Below are 17,502 nucleotides of genomic sequence, written 5' to 3' on the forward strand. Positions count from 1 at the left end.
TCTCTAAACTATTTTTTATGAAAATGCTATTTCATTTTGTTATAATAAAAGGATAAGTTAATTTAGATTGGACATGGATAATTATGGCAAGATTGATTCCTGGACGGGTTCGCAATGAAGGTATCGCCCTGTCTCAAGCGGGTAAAGTCAACATTAAATCAACAGCGAATAAGATTATCAAGGCAGAAGTGGCTGATGTCGCCATCCAGTTCTCTTTTGATGATGATAAGGTCAGCTGTTCTTGCCCTACATTTGCTCAAAAGAACTATTGTTCACATTTGGCGGCCATAGAATTTTATCTGAAAAATGATTCTGCTGGCAGGGAGATAGTCGACCAGTTGAAAAATGAAGCAGCTAGTCAAAAGCAACAGGAGAGGTTACATTCCTTTGGTAGTCTCTTTTTAGATGGTTTGGCGGTTAATGAGGATGATAGCCTTAAATATCGTTTGTCCGTTTCAGGTGAGCAAGATTTGTATTCGTCTGCTATTTGGTGGACTATCCATATTAACCGTCTTCCTGATGAACGCTCATACATTGTACGAGACATCAAAAACTTTCTGCAGGTTTTAAAGCGCGAAGATGCTTATCAAATTGGAAAGAATTATTTTGAGCCAATTTCATACCTGCAGTTTGATGAGCCTAGTCAGGAATTTCTCGACTTTCTTTTGCGGCTGATTCCTGATGAAGACCTCAATCATTTGGATTTTCTTTTACCTAATCGTGGTCGTCACTTGGCTCTGCCTGGGGGTTTCTTCGAGGAAGGGATTCAACTGATGCAGGATCTTTATGATTTCCATGTTAACCTTAATGGACGAGATTATAAGGATCTTTATTTTAAAGAATTAACAAAAGAAGATAATCTCTTTCATTTTAAGATTCTTGTTCATCGGCAATCTTTAGAAATGGTTATCGCTGAAAAAGCCAGTCAGGCCTACTTTGATCAAACCTATTTGCTCCACCGACAGACCTTTTATCATCTTAATACTAAGCAAAGACGCTTGGTTAAGGCGATTAAGAGTTTGATGATTGATCAGGATTTGAATAAGCATGTTCACTTTGATTTGGAGGATCAAGGGAAGCTAGCGGCAAGTCTTTTAGATTTTGCTGAAATTGGCCAGATAGATGCTCCTAAATCCTTTGCAATTCGAGATTTTAAACCCATTTTTAAGCTTGATTTGTCTGAAAATGGTGAGATTTTACTAAATCTTATCTATGACTATGATGGGATTCAAGTCGGTAGTCGAGAAGAGCTGCAAGCCCTTCCTTTTACTAGTAATTTTAAGCGAGAAGAACGTATCAGTCAGGTTCTGACTAGTGAAGGTTTTGTGGGGCATTTCTCTGCTCGCCATCAGCCAGTCTATGATGAGAAACTCTATGATTTCTTTATGAGGACTATTCCTCACTTAGAGCGTCTGGGTCAGGTGATTTTGAGTTCAGATTTAGATGATTTGCGAGCCTACGAAAGGCCTCAGATTAAGGTTTCTACTGAAAAAGGCCTCTTAGATGTTTCTTTTGATTTTTCTTCAATCTATGAGGGAGATATTAGTCAGGCTTTACAAGCCCTTTTTAAGAATGAGGCCTACTATATCAGTGATAAGGGACATTTGGTTGTCTTTGATGAAGAAACTCAAAAGGTTAGTAAAACTCTGCAAGCTCTGCGGGCCAAACCAATAGCCAACGGTCACCTGCAGTTGGATAATTTGGCGGCCTTCCAGTTGTCAGAACTCTTCAAGGATTCTGAGCGGGTTGATTTTTCCAAGGACTTTCAACAATTGGCTTACGATTTGAGGCATCCAGAAGCTTTTGAATTACCTGAACTTGCAGTTAAAGCCAGCTTGCGTGATTACCAATTAGCAGGGATTAAATGGCTATCGATGCTTGACTATTATGGGTTTGGCGGTATTTTGGCAGATGATATGGGGTTAGGTAAGACCCTGCAAACCATAGCTTTTTTGACGGGTAAGATGAAATCGGACTCTAAAGTCTTGATACTCTCACCATCTAGCCTAATTTATAATTGGAAGGATGAATTTACTAAGTTTGCTCCAGAGCTTGATGTGGTTGTATCTTATGGGCTTAAACAGGAGCGGCTGGCTACGATAGCTGAAAATCGTCAGGTGACGATTACTAGCTACACCTCTTTCCGGCAAGATTTTGATAGCTATCAAGCTGGCCACTATGATTATTTGATTTTAGACGAAGCTCAGGTTATGAAAAATACTCAGACTAAGATTGCCCAACATTTACGGGCTTTTGAAGTCGGAAATTGTTTTGCCTTATCGGGGACACCTATTGAAAATAAGCTCTTAGAAATCTGGTCTATTTTTCAGATTGTTTTACCTGGGCTACTTCCAAGTAAGAAGGAATTTTCAAAAATGGAAGCCAGTCAGGTAGCCCAATATATCAAGCCTTTTGTCATGCGGCGCAAGAAGGAAGATGTTTTGCCAGAGTTACCTGATTTGACAGAAACTACCCACTATAATGAATTGGAAGATAAGCAGAAAGCCATTTATCTGGCTCAATTGCGACAGATCCAAGCGAATGTCCGTCAGTCCAGTGATGCCGAACTCAATCGTCAAAAGATCCAAATTTTATCTGGAATTACCCGTCTGCGGCAGATCTGTGATACGCCGGCTCTCTTTATGGATTATCAGGGAGCTAGTGGCAAGGTTGAGAGTTTGCGCCAGTTACTCAGTCAAATCCAAGCAAGTGCCCACCGGACCCTTGTTTTCTCGCAATTCCGCGATATGCTTGATATTGCTGAGGAAGAAGTATCTAAACTGGGTATGACCAGTTACAAGATTACTGGCTCCACCCCAGCTGAAGCAAGACAGGAAATGACCAAGGCCTTCAATAATGGCAGTAAAGATGTTTTCCTAGTTTCTTTAAAGGCTGGTGGTGTTGGCCTCAATTTGACTGGGGCGGATACCGTCATTCTGATTGACTTATGGTGGAATCCTGCGGTAGAGATGCAGGCTATCAGCCGGGCCCACCGCCTTGGTCAAACAGAAAAAGTAGAAGTTTACCGCCTGATTACTCGAGGAACCATTGAAGAAAAAATCCTTGAATTACAGGATTCCAAGAAAAATTTGGTGACAACTGTCCTGGATGGTAATGAGAGTCGGGCTAATATGACTATCGAAGAAATCAAAGAAATTTTAGGTGTCAAGGACTAATATCCTTTTGACATGCTACCTTTTTAGGGTATAATAGAAATGTTAGAGTCATGCTCAAAAAATTGGGGGAAAGGATACTTATGGCTAGAAAAAATCGCCAGTTTCCACTCGTAGCAGATGATGAGTCGGTAATTGCAGCAGCTCCTCAAATGCACTTGTACGATAATGAAGATTTAATCAATAATATTCATGGAGACTATCAGGATAAGACCTTTCAGGACCAGCCCGATAATGATACTTCCACTGTAACGGCTTCCAAAAGGGGTCAAAGTCCGCTCAGTGATAGAAAGGCTGGTCAGTCTTACGCTGAATTAGCTCGGCAGGAAGCTAAGCAAGATCTCAAGCGCAAGCGCCAATCTTTTATTGCTAAAGAAGCGAAGTTGCCGAGTAAACCAAGTTTTCAGCGTCGAGAATCTGCTGGAACAATTACCAAGTCGACCAATTCAAAACCGACCCTTTTCTTTAATGGTCGGTTGGCAGATGCCGGTCAAGACTTGCCTAATAATGAATTAGCTCGTTTTAGCAAAAATCTCCATCAAGATCATTATATCTTAGCAGAATTACCTAGAGTTTATAAGGAGCCTAAGAATCCTTCTACTAAACAAAGTCAAAAGAATAGTTATGACTTTTTAAAACGCAGTCAAATTTATAATCAGGAAGAAAGCAGACAGCGTCGCACTCATCAAATTGCCAAAGAATTAAATTTGATGATGGATGAGGAGTAGGCAAAGGAGAAAAGAAGACTATGTCAAAAACCTATCATTTTATTGGAATAAAAGGCTCTGGAATGAGCGCTTTAGCTTTGATGTTGCATCAAATGGGCTACAAGGTTCAAGGATCTGATGTTGAGAAATACTATTTTACCCAACGGGGGCTAGAACAGGCTGGCATTAAGATTTTACCTTTTGATGAAAAAAATATCACAGCTGATGTTGAATTAATTGCAGGGAATGCTTTTCGGGAAGATAATAATGTTGAAGTGGCTTATGCGCTGCATCACGGCTTAGCTTTCAAACGTTACCATGAGTTCCTCGGTGACTTCATGAACCAATTTACCAGTCTCGGTGTCGCGGGTGCCCATGGGAAGACATCGACCACAGGTCTTTTGGCTCATGTCTTGCGAAATATTACTGATACTTCATTCTTGATTGGTGATGGAACGGGGCGTGGTTCTAAGAATAGCCAATACTTCGTCTTTGAGGCTGATGAATATGAGCGCCATTTCATGCCTTACCATCCAGCCTATTCTATCATTACTAATGTGGATTTTGATCATCCTGATTATTTCACCTCTATTAATGATGTCTTCTCGGCCTTTGATGATTATGCCAAACAGGTTCAAAAGGGTCTCTTTGTTTATGGCGAAGATCCTTACTTGCGAAAAATTACTTCTAATGCTCCCATTTACTACTATGGTTTTGAAGACAATGATGACTTTATTGCCTGTGATATTGTTCGTACGACTCATGGTTCCGATTTTAAGGTTCAGCATGAGGGCCAAATTTTGGGAAACTTTCATGTGCCGGCCTTTGGCCGTCACAATATCTTAAACGCTACAGCGGTTATTGCAAATCTCTATGTTGCCGGTTTTAATATGGAGTTGGTAGCTGAGCATCTTAAGACTTTCACTGGCGTTAAGCGTCGCTTTACGGAAAAAATTATCAATAATACTACCATTATAGATGATTTTGCCCATCATCCAACTGAAATTATTGCTACCTTGGATGCCGCTCGGCAGAAGTATCCATCAAAAGAAATCGTGGCTATTTTCCAGCCTCACACTTTTACGCGGACGATTGCTCTTTTAGATGAATTTGCCGTAGCTTTAAATGAAGCTGACAGCGTTTATTTGGCAAAGATTTATGGGTCTGCACGTGAGCATGACAACGGCCAAGTTAAGGTTGAAGATTTAGCTGTTAAGATTAAGAAGCCAGCAGAGATTGTGACAGTTGAGAATGTCTCTCCTCTTTTAGACCATGACAATGCTGTTTATGTCTTTATGGGAGCTGGCGATATCCAGCTCTATGAACGCTCTTTTGAAGAATTGGTGGCTAACCTAGCTGCCAATACCCAATAAAAGTATTAATAGTCAAAAACTGGGTTTGCCCAGTTTTTCGTTTAGTTTATAGGAGATTTTTATGATAATTAGACAGGTTAGAATGGATGATTTTGGGGAAATTTTTGATATTGAGGAAGCCAATTTTTCTGAAGAAGAAGCGGCAAGTCCTCAAGCTCTGCAAGAGCGGATTGCTATCATTCCGGATACTTTCTTAGTCGCTGAACTTTCTGGGCGTGTGGTGGCTTATTTAGTTGGTCCAGCCAAAGCAGATCGCTATCTGACCGATGATCTCTTTGAACACGTTGACCCTAATCCTGCAGCTGGTGGTTTTATCCAAATCCAATCTTTGTCAGTGGCCCCTAAGTACCAAGGACAAGGGTTGGGAACAGCTCTTCTAGCGGCTCTTAAAGATCTAGCTCTGGCTCAGGAACGGCAGGGAATTAGTCTAACCTGTCATGCTGAATTGATTCCTTACTATGAGATGAATGGCTTTCGTGATGAAGGTCTGTCAGATTCCCAGCATGGTGGTCAAACTTGGTACAACCTAGTTTGGGAAAATCGTTAAAGTTTTTTTCCTCTATTGCAGCTTGGTGATAAAACTTATAAAATTTGCATTTACCATTAATTTAAGATATAATGGCGACTGATAACTATGAGGAGGATGAGCTTTGACCGATTTTAAGGATGATAAGTCAAAATCTGTAGCCAGTGACAAGAGCTTTAAGGAACAGATTTTGAACGAATTAGAAGAAGCCAATCGCTTAAAAGGAATCCAAGATGACGGGATCGTTAAATCGATTGTTGAAAGTCTCAATGCTGACGGCAATCGTGAAATTGATCCCGATTTTAATTGGCAGGAAGCTGCTGCCCAACTGAAAAAGCAGGAGGAGCAGGCAGCTAAGTCAGCTGAGGAAGAGCAAAAACGTGCCCTGGCTGAGGCTCAGGCCATTAAGAAAATTCGCGAGAAGGAGCATCTCAGAGAGCTCAATGAGCTCAATCCTTTGGGTGAGGACTTGACTGATGAAGAGCCGCTGGAAGAGAGTAGTGCTTATGCTAGCACTGTTTCAACGGCAGCTTCTGAAGCTGCTGAGATTGCTGATGTAGATCTATCAGGTTTTACAGTCCCTATTCCTATACAAGATATTCATTCGGCTAGCCCGACAGTAAACTTGTCTGAAGAACAATCAAGTCGGTCACAGAAGTCTGAGACAGAGCCCCATTTTTCTTCTGTTTCGGAGCAGGAAGCTGGTTTTGCTTCCGAAAGTGACTCAGAAGTAAAAGTCTCATCTAATCAGTCGTCGTTGTCTCAAAATACTTATGACAATGACACAATTGAAGATAATGAGCTGGATGATGAAGAAGATTGGGAAGAAGCGGAGCTCTCTTCCCGTCGTAAGGATAACAAGCGTAAGCAAAAAAAGAAAAAACGTTTGGCTCGTCGTATCAGTACTTGGATTATCGGTCTTATCTTGCTCGCTCTCTTAGCAGGCGGCGGATTTGGTTATTATTATGTCAATGCTAGTTTAGCTCCGCTGGATGCTCAGTCAACTAAGTATGTAACGGTTGAAATTCCTAAGGGAGCTGGCAGTAAACAGATTGGCCAAATCCTTGAAAAAAAGAGTATCATTAAAGATGCCAATGTTTTCAATTATTATACCAAGTTTAAAAATTACAGTAATCTCAAGAGTGGTTACTATAATTTGAAAGCCAGCATGAGTATTGATGATATTATCAAGGAACTTCAGGATGGAGGGACGACTGAACCAACCGATCCTAATGCTGGTAAGATTGTTATTCCAGAAGGTTATACTCTCGAGCAAATTGGTAAGGCTGTTGAGAATAACGCTAATACTAAAGTTAAGACGGATAAAACGCCATACAGCTCTAAAAAATTCCTCAACTTAATGAAGGATAAGGATTTCATCGAAAAGATGAAAGAAAAGTATCCTAAGCTCTTGGCAGACCTGCCAGAATCTGATAAGGTCAAGTATCAATTAGAGGGTTATCTTTTTCCAGCAACCTATAACTACACTAAGGATGTCAGTCTTGAAGATCTTGTGGATCAGATGCTAGGAACTATGGATTCCTATCTAAGTGAATATTATGATAAGATTGAACAGTCTAAGTACAATGTTAATGAGATGTTAGCGCTGGCCTCTCTGGTGGAAAAGGAAGGGCAAACGGATGAAGACCGTCGCAATATTGCTAGTGTCTTCTATAATCGTTTGGATGCTGATATGCCCTTGCAATCTAATATTTCAGTGCTTTATGCTTTAGGTAAACTTGGTGATAAGACTTCCTTGAAGGAAGATGCCAATATTGATACCAATATTGATTCGCCTTTCAATGATTATAAGAATAAGGGAGTTATTCCCGGCCCAGTCGATAGTCCAAGTTTATCTGCGATTGAAGCAGTTGTTAATCCGTCAGATACAAAATATCTTTACTTTGTTGCTGATGTTGAAACTGGCAATGTCTATTATTCTGAGACTTATGAGGATCACCAAAAGAATGTTGATACCTATGTTAATAAAAAAGTTTCGGATAGTAGCGAACAGGACTCAGAGAACAAAAATTAAAATTGAGCCTCAAACAAGAGTCTGTGACGAAAGTTCTCGGACTCTGTTTCTGTGTCAGACCCCTGACCAAAATAAAAAATAGAAAAGAGAAAATCATGGCAGAAAAAACTTACCCTATGACTCAAACAGAAAAGGAACAACTTGAGCAGGAATTAGAAAAACTCAAATTAGTTCGTCGTCCAGAAGTTATCGAGCGGATTAAAATTGCCCGTTCTTATGGTGACCTATCTGAAAATTCCGAGTACGATGCAGCTAAAGATGAACAAGCCTTCGTCGAAGGTCAAATTCAAATTATTGAAACTAAGATTCGTTACGCCGAAATCATTGACAGCGATGCCGTGGCTTCTGATGAAGTTGCTATTGGTAAAACAGTTGTTGTTCAAGAAGTTGGTACTAAGGATCAGGATACCTATTCTATCGTTGGAGCTGCTGGTGCTGATGTTTTCGCTGGTAAAATCTCCAACGAAAGCCCTATTGCCCAAGCTCTGATTGGCAAAAAAGTTGGTGATAGGACTACAATTGAATCGCCAGCAGGTAGTTATGATGTTGAAATTGTCAGTGTTGAAAAAACTCAATAACTCATTGAAGAGTTTGGAACTTTGGCTCATTATCAATCAACTGTAGTGGGTGACTTATAGCTAGACATGAGAGGAGACGCAGTCCGTCTTCTCTTTTTCAAACGAATGAGGCTGAGAAACCGGCAACCGGCAATGGCGATAAAGGGAATTTTAGACGGTTTTTGGAAGTCATACTTGATTAGATTTCTCCTGCAGTGCTTTCATTTAGGAGGATAATAATCTAGTGTAGCTACAATTTCGATAGGTGTATCGTGTTGAATGGCTTTATCCAAGGTGATATGTTGGTCTTTAATTCCGATGATTGGTGGAAGAAACAGCCTAGGTATGATTATGGTATTAGTCTTCAACATCAAGCGCAGAATACTTAGATAATAACATCCTGAGCATCTTGAAAAGCTACCCAGAAATGGGAATGAAAGGATCCTGAGAAATTTTTACTTGAGCTTAATCATTAAATGAGGGAAATCCAGACTTCGTTTATTAATTTCTGGCACGTCATCTTATAGACGACCAGATTTTTTGAGTGAGAAGTCGCAGTCTCTCTCTTTTTGGCTAATAAAAAAGATCTGCCCCATTATAACTGGGACAGATCTTTGTATTTTAAGCTATTTTTTCTTACGGTTTTGTTTACCAGCATTGCGATTTTGCTTTTTAGTTGTAATAGCTTTATTCGTTTGATTTTGTGGCGTCACATCTTTTCGAGCTGCTTTAGCTGCTTTAGGCGCCTTAGGCGGGTTCTTCTTGAATTCTTCTTCAACTTGTTTAGCAAGTTTTGGTTTGATCAGGAAGTTGGTAATCAGCTGTTGAATAATGGAGAAAATACCCCCAACGAACCAATAGAGGACAACAGCTGAGGGTTGTGCCAGTCCGAAGAAGACCATCATAATAGGGGTCATATACATGGTCATACCGGCCTGTTTGCGCTGCTCCTCTGGCATCTGCTTGACAGCCAGCCAAGACTGAACCAGATAGAGGCCAGCGATGATAATCATCAGAGGAATATCACGATGGCCCAAATTGAACCAAAGGAAATCAGACTTAAGAACTCCTGGGGTATAGCGAGCTGCGAAGTACATAGCCGAGAAGAAAGGAATCTGAATCAAAAGTGGCAGGCAGCCCATGCCTCCTAGCATACTGACGCCGTTTTCTCTTTGAGCCTGCATGAGCTCAGTTTGAGCAGCCATTTTTTCTTCCTGAGTTGTCGCTTCTTTCATTTTCTTATTGATAGGCTCAAAGATGGGAGCCAGATAGTCACGTTTAGCAGCTTGATAGGCAGCACTACGTGATTGATGGAGCCCAAGTGGAAGAATTAGTAAGCGCACTAGGACAGTAACAAGGATGATTCCCAGTCCAAAACCTAGTCCGAGATTATTAGCAAAAAAGGTGATAAGGTGTCCCATAGGTTCGCCCAAGAGATGCCAAACTGTTCCAGTTGGTTTGCCGTTTTTACCAAGGCGGACACAGCCAGACAAGACAAAGAGCATGGATAGGGCAATACCTGAGAGAAGTATACGTTTTGAAGTTTTATTCACAATAAGTTCCTTTAAATTTAGTAATACTGTTCTATTTTACTTTTTTTTAGACAAATACTCAATAGTTCCCTAGTAGGATTTTAGCGGATTTTTAAAATCCTACCTCGGATATCATAATGACGCCATTGACCTAGAGATTTTTTATAAAAAATTGTGGCTGGACAAGAATTTTAGTGTTTTGCGAGACTAGTTAGTTAACATGGACTAAAGACCAGTGAAAACGATGTAAATCCTAGAAAATCAGGATTTTCTGTCGCACTCCTATCCATACGGCTTTTTAAACACCCTAAGTGTCTTTTTTAATTTGCCATGCGGAAATCTGTGAAGTCTTCGAAGTTAGCCATGGTAACATCTACATAGGTGACCTTGGCCCAAGGAGATGGCCCTTTGCGTATTTCTTGAATAAACTTAGCCATCTTAGCTGGATCAGCTGATTGGGCTAAGATCTCCACAGTGCCATCATCCTTGTTCCGGACCTGCCCATAGATATCGCCTATTTCTTTGGCAAGATTAAAGGTTGAATAGCGAAAACCGACCCCTTGCACACGACCAGAAACAATCATTTTTACCTTTTTCATAAAAATTCCTCCTTTGGACTGAGCATTGATTTTTCTAGATATGCTATAATAATTATATGATTATTATAACCTCAAAAGCCAATAATCTCATCAAAAAGACAAAAAAATTGTTGCAAAAAAAACACCGAAAGCATTCTTATCTGATTGAGGGCTGGCATCTCTTCGAGGAAGCTCGTACGAATGGTGCAGTTTTTGAACATATTTTTGTCCTTGAGGAGATGGCTGACAGAGTGAGTCACCAAGAGAAAGTTGTTATGGTGACGCCAGAGGTGCTTAAGGAATTATCTGAGAGTCCTACCCCCCAAGGAATTGTTGCGGAAGTTCAGTTAGAACAACCAGCTTTGCCTGAGACTTGGCAAGGACCTTACCTAATTTTGGAAGATATCCAAGATCCGGGAAATCTTGGAACTATGATTCGGACAGCTGATGCTGCTGGCTATCAGGCAGTCTTTATCTCAGATAAGTCGGCTGATATCTATAATGCTAAGACGCTTCGCTCTATGCAGGGCAGTCATTTCCATCTGCCGATCTACCGCGGTCCGGTCATGGACTTTGTGACAACTTTAAAAAATGCTGGAGTCCGTTTACTGGCAACAACTTTATCAGAGCAATCCATTGACTACCGTGAGTTAGTTAAGCTAGCTAGATTTGCTTTGGTTATGGGAAATGAAGGCCAAGGGATTTCTCAGGAAATGGCTCAGGCAGCCGATCAGTTGATTCACATTAGCATGCCAGGCCGGGCTGAGAGCCTAAATGTGGCAGTCGCAGCCGGTATCATGATGTTCCAATTTATTTAGGAAATCCCAGCTAGTTACTAGCAAAAGGAGAACAGTATGAAAGCCTATCAAAAAGATAAAGAATTTATGAAGATTGTTGGGCCCTTGATTGAAAATCCTAGATTTCAACGCTTAGACGAGATTACCCATCATCATTATTCAACACGGATGAAGCATTCCATCAATGTGGCCTATACAAGCTATAAGGTTGCCAAGAAATTCGGTTGGGATGCTAAGTCAACAGCTCGTGGTGGTCTCTTACACGATTTCTTTTATTATGACTGGCGAGATACCAAATTTAATAAGAATCATGCTTGGGTCCATCCTCGGATTGCAGTAAAGAATGCCAGAAAGCTAATTAACCTCAACAAAAAGGAAAAGGATATTATCCTCAAGCATATGTGGGGAGCAACTATTGCCCCCCCTCGCTACAAGGAATCTTATATCGTGACCTTTGTTGATAAATACTGGGCGATCAAAGAGGGCTCTTATCCTATGCGCCAACGTTTTAAAAATCGTAAGATTTTTAAACGTAAACAATTGGGTTCTCACAATCATTAAATTTTGTTAAAATAAAAGAAATTGAAAAAGAATTTGGAGGATATTTATATGAATATGAATAATATGGGGTCAAATCCCGTTATTACACAGGCCGACACTGGCTTGAGTCGTTTCTTTGCCAAGATTTATAGCTTAGTTGGAGTTGGTATTGGTTTATCAGCGGTCATTGCAGCTCTCATGCTCTTTGTCTTTCCAGAAAATGTGATTGCTATTATGACCAGTGGCCGGCTGATCTATCTGGGAGCTATCGGTCTTGAGCTGGTTTTGGTCTTCGTGGCTTCGAGTGCTGCTCGTCGCAACACACCTTGGGCTTTGCCTATTTTCCTTATCTATTCAGCTTTGAATGGTTTTACCATGAGTTTTATTATTGCGGCTTATACAGGGGCAGAAGTTCTCGGTGCCTTTGTTAGTTCATCTGCTGTCTTCTTCATTATGGCGGCCATTGGTGCAACTACAAAGAAAGATTTATCAGGCATGGCCAAGGCTTTAATTGCTGGTTTGATTGGGATTATTATCGCAGGATTTATCAATATTTTCTTGGGGTCAGGCATGATGTCCTTCTTAGTCAGTGTGGCCTCCGTTGTGATTTTCTCTGGCTTGATTGCTTATGAAAATCAGCTGATTAAACGTGTTTACGGTCAAACACGTGGTCAGGTTCACGATGGCTGGGCAATTTCTATGGCTCTCAGCCTCTACTTAGACTTCATCAACCTTTTCTTGAGTATTTTGAATCTCTTTGGTCGTCGCAATTAGTCGGCTATAAAGGTGATAAAAGCAGTTGGTTTAAGAAAGCCAACTGCTTTTTTATTTTAACATGACATGAAAGAAATAGTCCTTAGCAATATTTTAGGTAGAAGCGAGAGAATTTTTGGATAATAAAAAGGTCCTGTGGACCTTTTTATCCCGAGCCTTAGAATTAGGAGGCGAGGCTGGTTCTGTGAACCTTTTATTGAACTAGGCTGCTGTAATCATCAGAGGATTTATAGAAGACCTGATTTTTAAATTGGTCCGTTCCACTTGAATCTAAAATGTCGCTATAGGCTGTAACGAGGCGGTCCTTGCTAGTATCGGATGGATCAACTTGGCCATTTTGAAAGTGACGGTCAGGAATGGCTTGACCAGCTCCATACATGAGAACACCAAAGCTAGTACCGTCATCATAGGTAACCGTCATTAAAGCTTCTCCTTTACCATCTCGACTAACAGAGATGCTGCCAGTTGTCCCTAGAACACTGATGCGTCCTTGAGGAGAGATGACGACTACTCGCCCGCTGCTATCTGCCCAGGTACCAGAAATGCTAGTATAGTCGCCTTTAGTTAGGGCCTCGAGATTAAAGGAGGAGCTGGCAGATGGTGTTTCTGCCTCCTTATTGTCTGAGTTGTTCCCTGCTTGGTTGCTTGAAGAAGATGGCTTAGCCTCTTGTTTGGTCGAAGCTTTGTGAGATGAGGCTTTAGCAGCTGATTTCTTTGATTTTGATGTCTGATGTGTCTTTGTCTGACTGATTTTCTTATTTGACTTGTTGCAGGCAGTCATACCAATGCTTAGACAAACTATTAGAGCAAGCGATAGTAGTCGAAATGATTTTCTCATAGCCTTTCCTTCCTTTGCTGTACTTGCCTTTAATCATACTATTTTTTGAAAGAAATGTAAAACGTTTTCAAATGTCTTTCAGCTTGTTAGATGGAACAATGAGGCTATAAAAAAACGGCCTTGAGGCCGTTTCTCACTAACGAGCAATGCGCCTGCGAGCCGCTTTTTTACGATTTTCTTCGATGAAAGCCGCTTTCTTTTCCTCAGGTTCAATAATTGTCTTTTTGACAGCAAAGACAGCACCTGCGACAGTTGCAGCAGTTCCAACAACGCCAGTAGCAAGGCCACGAGCGAAAGCATGTTTTTTAGCCATGATCGTTTCTCCTTCTTTCTTATGTTATAATTATACTAGCTAAATTTTAGATTATTTTCAAGGAAAAAGATGAAAACAAAAGTAATAGTGGTGGCTGGTCCGACGGCGGTTGGTAAGACCGCCTTGGGTATTAGTTTGGCCCAAAAATTTAATGGTGAAATTATCAGCGGAGACAGCCAACAAGTCTATCGTAAACTGGATATCGGAACAGCCAAGGCAAGTTCGGCAGAGCAGGCTGCAGTTCCTCACCATCTGATTGATGTGCGAGATGTTGATCAGACCTATTCTGTCTACGACTTTGTTCAGGAAGCTAAAGCAACCATTTCTGAAATTACTGATCGGGGGAAGGTACCCATTATTGTTGGGGGAACAGGGCTTTATTTACAGAGTCTGTTAGAAGGCTATCATCTTGGAGGACGAGTTGATCAGGAGGCTGTTTTAGCCTACCGAAAAGAGTTAGCAGCACTGTCAGATGCTGACTTGATGGCTCGAGCTCAAAGACTGTCACAAAAGCCTGACCAGCCTAATCGCAGACGATTAATTCGTGCCTTGGAGTTAGAAAAGTTTGGTAAAGATTTGGTTAATCAGGAGACTGAGTACGCTCCCCTTCTAATCGGTCTTAATGATGAGAGGGTTAGGCTGTATGATAGGATTAATAAACGGGTTGATAATATGTTGGACCAAGGGCTGCTCGAAGAAGCTTACTGGCTCTATGAGCATTATCCAGAGTCACAGGCGACTAAGGCTATTGGTTACAAGGAGCTTTTTCCTTATTTTAGGGGGGAACAAGACTTGCAGACGGTCATCGATAAGCTCAAACAGAACACCCGTCGCTTTGCCAAACGTCAGCTGACTTGGTTTCGAAATCGCATGGCTGTCAACTTTTATGAGATTTCTGATCCTGATTTTAAACAGGCAGTTGAGCATGCAGTGGGAGAATTTTTAGAGAAAGACTGAGCCAATTAGGGTTTAGCCTTTTTCTTAAGAAAAATTCAAAACAAAATCACTGACTAGTACTAACAGCAGCCAATCCTGCTCTGTCGGCTTATTTTAAAGCTTTATGGTATAATAATAACGTTATGGAAAATTCTAATATTACTCTTATTGCTCAAAATTTGGGCATTAAGGCATCGCAAATTCAAGCAGTCCTAGATTTGACTGTCCAAGGGAATACCATTCCTTTTATTGCTCGCTATCGGAAAGAAAAGACAGGCAATCTGGATGAAGTCGCCATCAAGGCGATTATTGATCAGGATAAATCTCTGACAGCTCTAGCTGAGCGAAAAGAGACGGTTCTGGCCAAGATTGAAGAGCAGGGCAAGCTGACCCCTGAATTGAAAAAGGCTATTGCAGCTGCAGATAAATTAGCTGAGGTGGAAGAACTCTATCTCCCCTATAAGGAAAAACGTCGGACTAAGGCGACCATCGCCCGCGAAGCAGGTCTGGCTGATTTGACACGGTTGATTTTGCAGAATGTCCCTGACTTAGACGTTCGGGCTGAGAATTTTATTTCAGATAATTTCCCTACCGCTAACAAAGCTTTAGCAGGAGCGGTGGATATTTTAATAGAATCTCTGTCGGAGGATAATCGTCTGCGTTCTTGGACCTATAATGAAATTTGGAACTACAGCCTGCTGGTTTCCAGTCTCAAAGATACCAGTTTGGATGGCAAGCAGGTTTTCCAAATTTACTATGATTTTTCAGAAAAAGTCAAAGACCTGCAGGGATATCGGATTCTAGCTCTTAATCGTGGAGAAAAGTTGGGTGTGCTTAAGGTTAGCTTCGAACACCACTTGGATAAGATTATCCGTTTTTATCAAGTCCGTTTTAAAGTTAGAAATACCTACATTGATGAGGCTATTGCCAAGGCAGCCAGAACCAAGATTATCCCAGCTATGGAAAGACGGATCCGCAGTGAATTGACTGAAACAGCAGAAGATGGGGCTATTTCACTCTTCTCTGACAATCTGCGTCACCTGCTTTTGGTGTCCCCACTTAAAGGGAAGGTCGTTCTTGGTTTCGATCCAGCCTTTAGGACAGGAGCTAAGCTAGCGGTAGTGGATCAGACTGGTAAGCTCTTAACCACTCATGTTATCTATCCTGTAGCTCCAGCCAGTCAGGCTAAAATTGCTAAGAGCAAGGAGGAATTGGCTGATTTGTTACAAGCTTATCAAGTGGAGATTATTGCTATTGGTAATGGGACAGCTAGTCGGGAAAGCGAAGCCTTTGTAGCAGAAGTGCTCAAGGATTTTCCGGAGGTTTCTTATGTTATTGTCAATGAAAGTGGGGCTTCGGTCTATTCAGCTTCTGAACTAGCACGGCAAGAGTTTCCGGATTTTCCGGTTGAAAAGCGCTCTGCCATATCTATTGCACGACGCCTGCAGGATCCTTTGGCTGAACTGGTTAAGATTGATCCTAAATCTATCGGTGTTGGTCAGTATCAGCACGATGTCAGTCAGAAAAAGCTGACAGAAAATTTGGATTTTGTTGTGGAGACGGTTGTTAACCAAGTTGGGGTCAATGTCAATACGGCCAGTTCTGCCCTCCTTTCCCATGTTGCGGGTCTCAACAGGACTATTTCGGATAATATCGTTAAATTCCGTGAAGAAATGGGACGCTTAACTTCAAGGGAAGAAATCAAAAAGGTCCCACGTCTAGGAGATAAGGCCTTTGAACAGGCGGCAGGTTTCTTACGAATTCCTAATGGTGACAATATTTTAGACAATACAGGCGTGCATCCCGAGTCCTATTTGGCTGTAGAAGAACTTTTCAATCGTCTGGAAATTAGAGAGCTAGACCAGACAGCTAAGGATAAATTGACTGCGCTTGATTTAGCTCAGATGGCTTCTGAACTAGGTATTGGTCAGGAAACTCTCAGGGATATTATTGCTGACCTACTGAAACCTGGCCGAGATCTACGGGATGATTTTGAGACTCCAACCCTCAGGCAAGATCTCCTAGAACTCAAAGATTTACAGATAGGCCAAAAACTGGAAGGCACTATCCGTAATGTAGTTGATTTTGGAGCCTTTGTTGATGTTGGTGTCCATGAGGATGGTCTGATTCATATCTCTGAAATGTCCAAGAACTTTGTCAAGCATCCCAGTCAGCTGGTCTCCGTTGGTGACATTGTGACTGTTTGGGTTTCTAAGGTTGACTTAGAGCGCGAGAAGCTCAATTTATCTCTGGTGGCTCCACGTGAATCTAACTGACTACGTTAAGCAGGTCTCGCTTGAGGATTTCGGTCAGCCTTTTAAGCACCGAGCGTTTTGGAATAGACGACTTCGGACGACAGGCGGACGTTTCTTTCCCAAGGATGGGCACTTGGACTTTAATCCTAAAATTTATGAGGCTGTGGAGCTGACTATCTTTAGGAAAATTGTCCGTCACGAGCTTTGTCATTATCACCTGTACTATGCTGGCAAGGGCTATAAGCATGACGATAGGGAGTTTAGACAGCTGCTCAAAGAAGTGGATGGCTTGCGATATGTTCCTAAGCTTCAGGAGCAAAATTTTCGTTATCTCTACCAGTGCCAAGCTTGTGGTCAGACCTACCCTCGACAGAGACGCGTGAACCTTAATAAGTTTCGTTGCGGTCGATGCCAAGGCAGGTTGATCTTGCTTGAGCAGACCTAGTTCTCATTTTCTGCCTTTTTTCTGATAAATCAGCCTTAGGGCTGATTTTATTTTTGGCAAGTAGCAGTATAATAAATTTGTAAGCTGAGGGGGAGTCTGAAATAGAACAGGAATTTCAGTCAA

At 41.4% G+C, this 17,502-nt stretch carries 15 protein-coding genes and 3 pseudogenes; 13 read left to right on the top strand and 5 right to left on the bottom strand.

Annotation, left to right across the window (positions count from 1 at the left end; translation table 11 throughout):
- Positions 1-83: 83 nt before the first annotated feature.
- The 7 genes and pseudogenes from ACFSN5_RS02650 to greA all read left to right on the top strand — a co-directional run bounded on the left by ACFSN5_RS02650 (position 84) and on the right by greA (position 8,392).
- Entirely contained in the window at positions 84-3,176 is a 3,093-nt protein-coding gene (locus ACFSN5_RS02650) for a DEAD/DEAH box helicase (protein ID WP_165209203.1), read from the top strand.
- An 80-nt stretch (positions 3,177-3,256) separates the two neighbouring features.
- Entirely contained in the window at positions 3,257-3,901 is a 645-nt protein-coding gene (locus tag ACFSN5_RS02655) for a hypothetical protein (RefSeq protein ID WP_165329200.1), read from the top strand.
- 20 nt (positions 3,902-3,921) lie between these two features.
- Positions 3,922-5,253, top strand: a complete 1,332-nt coding sequence (gene murC, locus ACFSN5_RS02660) for a UDP-N-acetylmuramate--L-alanine ligase (RefSeq protein ID WP_165329199.1) — start codon at positions 3,922-3,924, stop codon at positions 5,251-5,253.
- 61 nt (positions 5,254-5,314) lie between these two features.
- Positions 5,315-5,800, top strand: a complete 486-nt coding sequence (locus tag ACFSN5_RS02665; protein ID WP_165209212.1) for a GNAT family N-acetyltransferase — start codon at positions 5,315-5,317, stop codon at positions 5,798-5,800.
- A gap of 103 nt (positions 5,801-5,903) precedes the next feature.
- A pseudogene (locus ACFSN5_RS02670) lies at positions 5,904-6,405 on the top strand (endolytic transglycosylase MltG); the annotation flags it as partial.
- Between the two features lie 80 nt (positions 6,406-6,485).
- Positions 6,486-7,814, top strand: a pseudogene (mltG, locus tag ACFSN5_RS02675) (endolytic transglycosylase MltG); the annotation flags it as partial.
- A 95-nt stretch (positions 7,815-7,909) separates the two neighbouring features.
- Positions 7,910-8,392, top strand: a complete 483-nt coding sequence (greA, locus tag ACFSN5_RS02680) for a transcription elongation factor GreA (RefSeq protein ID WP_165329197.1) — start codon at positions 7,910-7,912, stop codon at positions 8,390-8,392.
- Between the two features lie 86 nt (positions 8,393-8,478).
- On the opposite strand, the pseudogene ACFSN5_RS02685 reads toward greA, so the two are convergent.
- From ACFSN5_RS02685 to ACFSN5_RS02695, 3 genes and pseudogenes are all read right to left on the bottom strand, one after another.
- Positions 8,479-8,742 (bottom strand): annotated as a pseudogene (locus ACFSN5_RS02685) (hypothetical protein); the annotation flags it as partial.
- Positions 8,743-8,997: 255 nt separating this feature from the next.
- Positions 8,998-9,924 (bottom strand): membrane protein insertase YidC, encoded by a 927-nt coding sequence (gene yidC, locus ACFSN5_RS02690; protein WP_165209221.1) that lies wholly within the window; start codon positions 9,922-9,924, stop codon positions 8,998-9,000.
- A 299-nt stretch (positions 9,925-10,223) separates the two neighbouring features.
- Entirely contained in the window at positions 10,224-10,502 is a 279-nt protein-coding gene (locus ACFSN5_RS02695; protein ID WP_165209224.1) for an acylphosphatase, read from the bottom strand.
- A 56-nt stretch (positions 10,503-10,558) separates the two neighbouring features.
- Here ACFSN5_RS02695 and ACFSN5_RS02700 point away from each other — a divergent pair, with 56 nt between their 5' ends.
- Genes ACFSN5_RS02700 through ACFSN5_RS02710 form a run of 3 tightly spaced genes read left to right on the top strand, consistent with a single transcriptional unit; the run spans position 10,559 to position 12,592 of the window.
- The gene (locus ACFSN5_RS02700; RefSeq protein WP_165329196.1) at positions 10,559-11,299 is read left to right on the top strand and encodes a TrmH family RNA methyltransferase; all 741 of its coding nucleotides are present in this window, start codon (positions 10,559-10,561) and stop codon (positions 11,297-11,299) included.
- Between the two features lie 36 nt (positions 11,300-11,335).
- On the top strand, positions 11,336-11,839 hold the full coding sequence (locus ACFSN5_RS02705) for an HDIG domain-containing metalloprotein (protein WP_165329195.1): 504 nt from the start codon (positions 11,336-11,338) through the stop codon (positions 11,837-11,839).
- 48 nt (positions 11,840-11,887) lie between these two features.
- A complete protein-coding gene (locus ACFSN5_RS02710) occupies positions 11,888-12,592 on the top strand; it encodes a Bax inhibitor-1/YccA family protein (protein WP_398600978.1) in 705 nt (234 codons plus the stop codon).
- A 193-nt stretch (positions 12,593-12,785) separates the two neighbouring features.
- Here the strand turns inward: ACFSN5_RS02710 and ACFSN5_RS02715 are convergent, their stop codons facing one another.
- A complete protein-coding gene (locus tag ACFSN5_RS02715) occupies positions 12,786-13,430 on the bottom strand; it encodes a DUF6287 domain-containing protein (RefSeq protein WP_165329194.1) in 645 nt (214 codons plus the stop codon).
- Between the two features lie 136 nt (positions 13,431-13,566).
- On the bottom strand, positions 13,567-13,743 hold the full coding sequence (locus tag ACFSN5_RS02720) for a DUF3042 family protein (protein ID WP_002962393.1): 177 nt from the start codon (positions 13,741-13,743) through the stop codon (positions 13,567-13,569).
- 69 nt (positions 13,744-13,812) lie between these two features.
- Between ACFSN5_RS02720 and miaA the strand changes: the two genes are divergently transcribed.
- The 3 genes from miaA to ACFSN5_RS02735 all read left to right on the top strand — a co-directional run bounded on the left by miaA (position 13,813) and on the right by ACFSN5_RS02735 (position 17,379).
- Positions 13,813-14,700 (top strand): tRNA (adenosine(37)-N6)-dimethylallyltransferase MiaA, encoded by an 888-nt coding sequence (miaA, locus tag ACFSN5_RS02725; RefSeq protein WP_165209234.1) that lies wholly within the window; start codon positions 13,813-13,815, stop codon positions 14,698-14,700.
- 122 nt (positions 14,701-14,822) lie between these two features.
- Positions 14,823-16,955, top strand: coding sequence for a Tex family protein (locus ACFSN5_RS02730; protein ID WP_165329193.1), 2,133 nt, complete (start codon positions 14,823-14,825; stop codon positions 16,953-16,955).
- On the top strand, positions 16,942-17,379 hold the full coding sequence (locus ACFSN5_RS02735; RefSeq protein ID WP_165329192.1) for a SprT family protein: 438 nt from the start codon (positions 16,942-16,944) through the stop codon (positions 17,377-17,379). Before ACFSN5_RS02730 ends, ACFSN5_RS02735 begins: the two co-directional genes overlap by 14 nt.
- The last annotated feature ends 123 nt before the right edge of the window (positions 17,380-17,502 follow it).

The organism is Streptococcus tangpeifui, assembly GCF_044503215.1.
Lineage (GTDB): Bacteria > Bacillota > Bacilli > Lactobacillales > Streptococcaceae > Streptococcus > Streptococcus tangpeifui.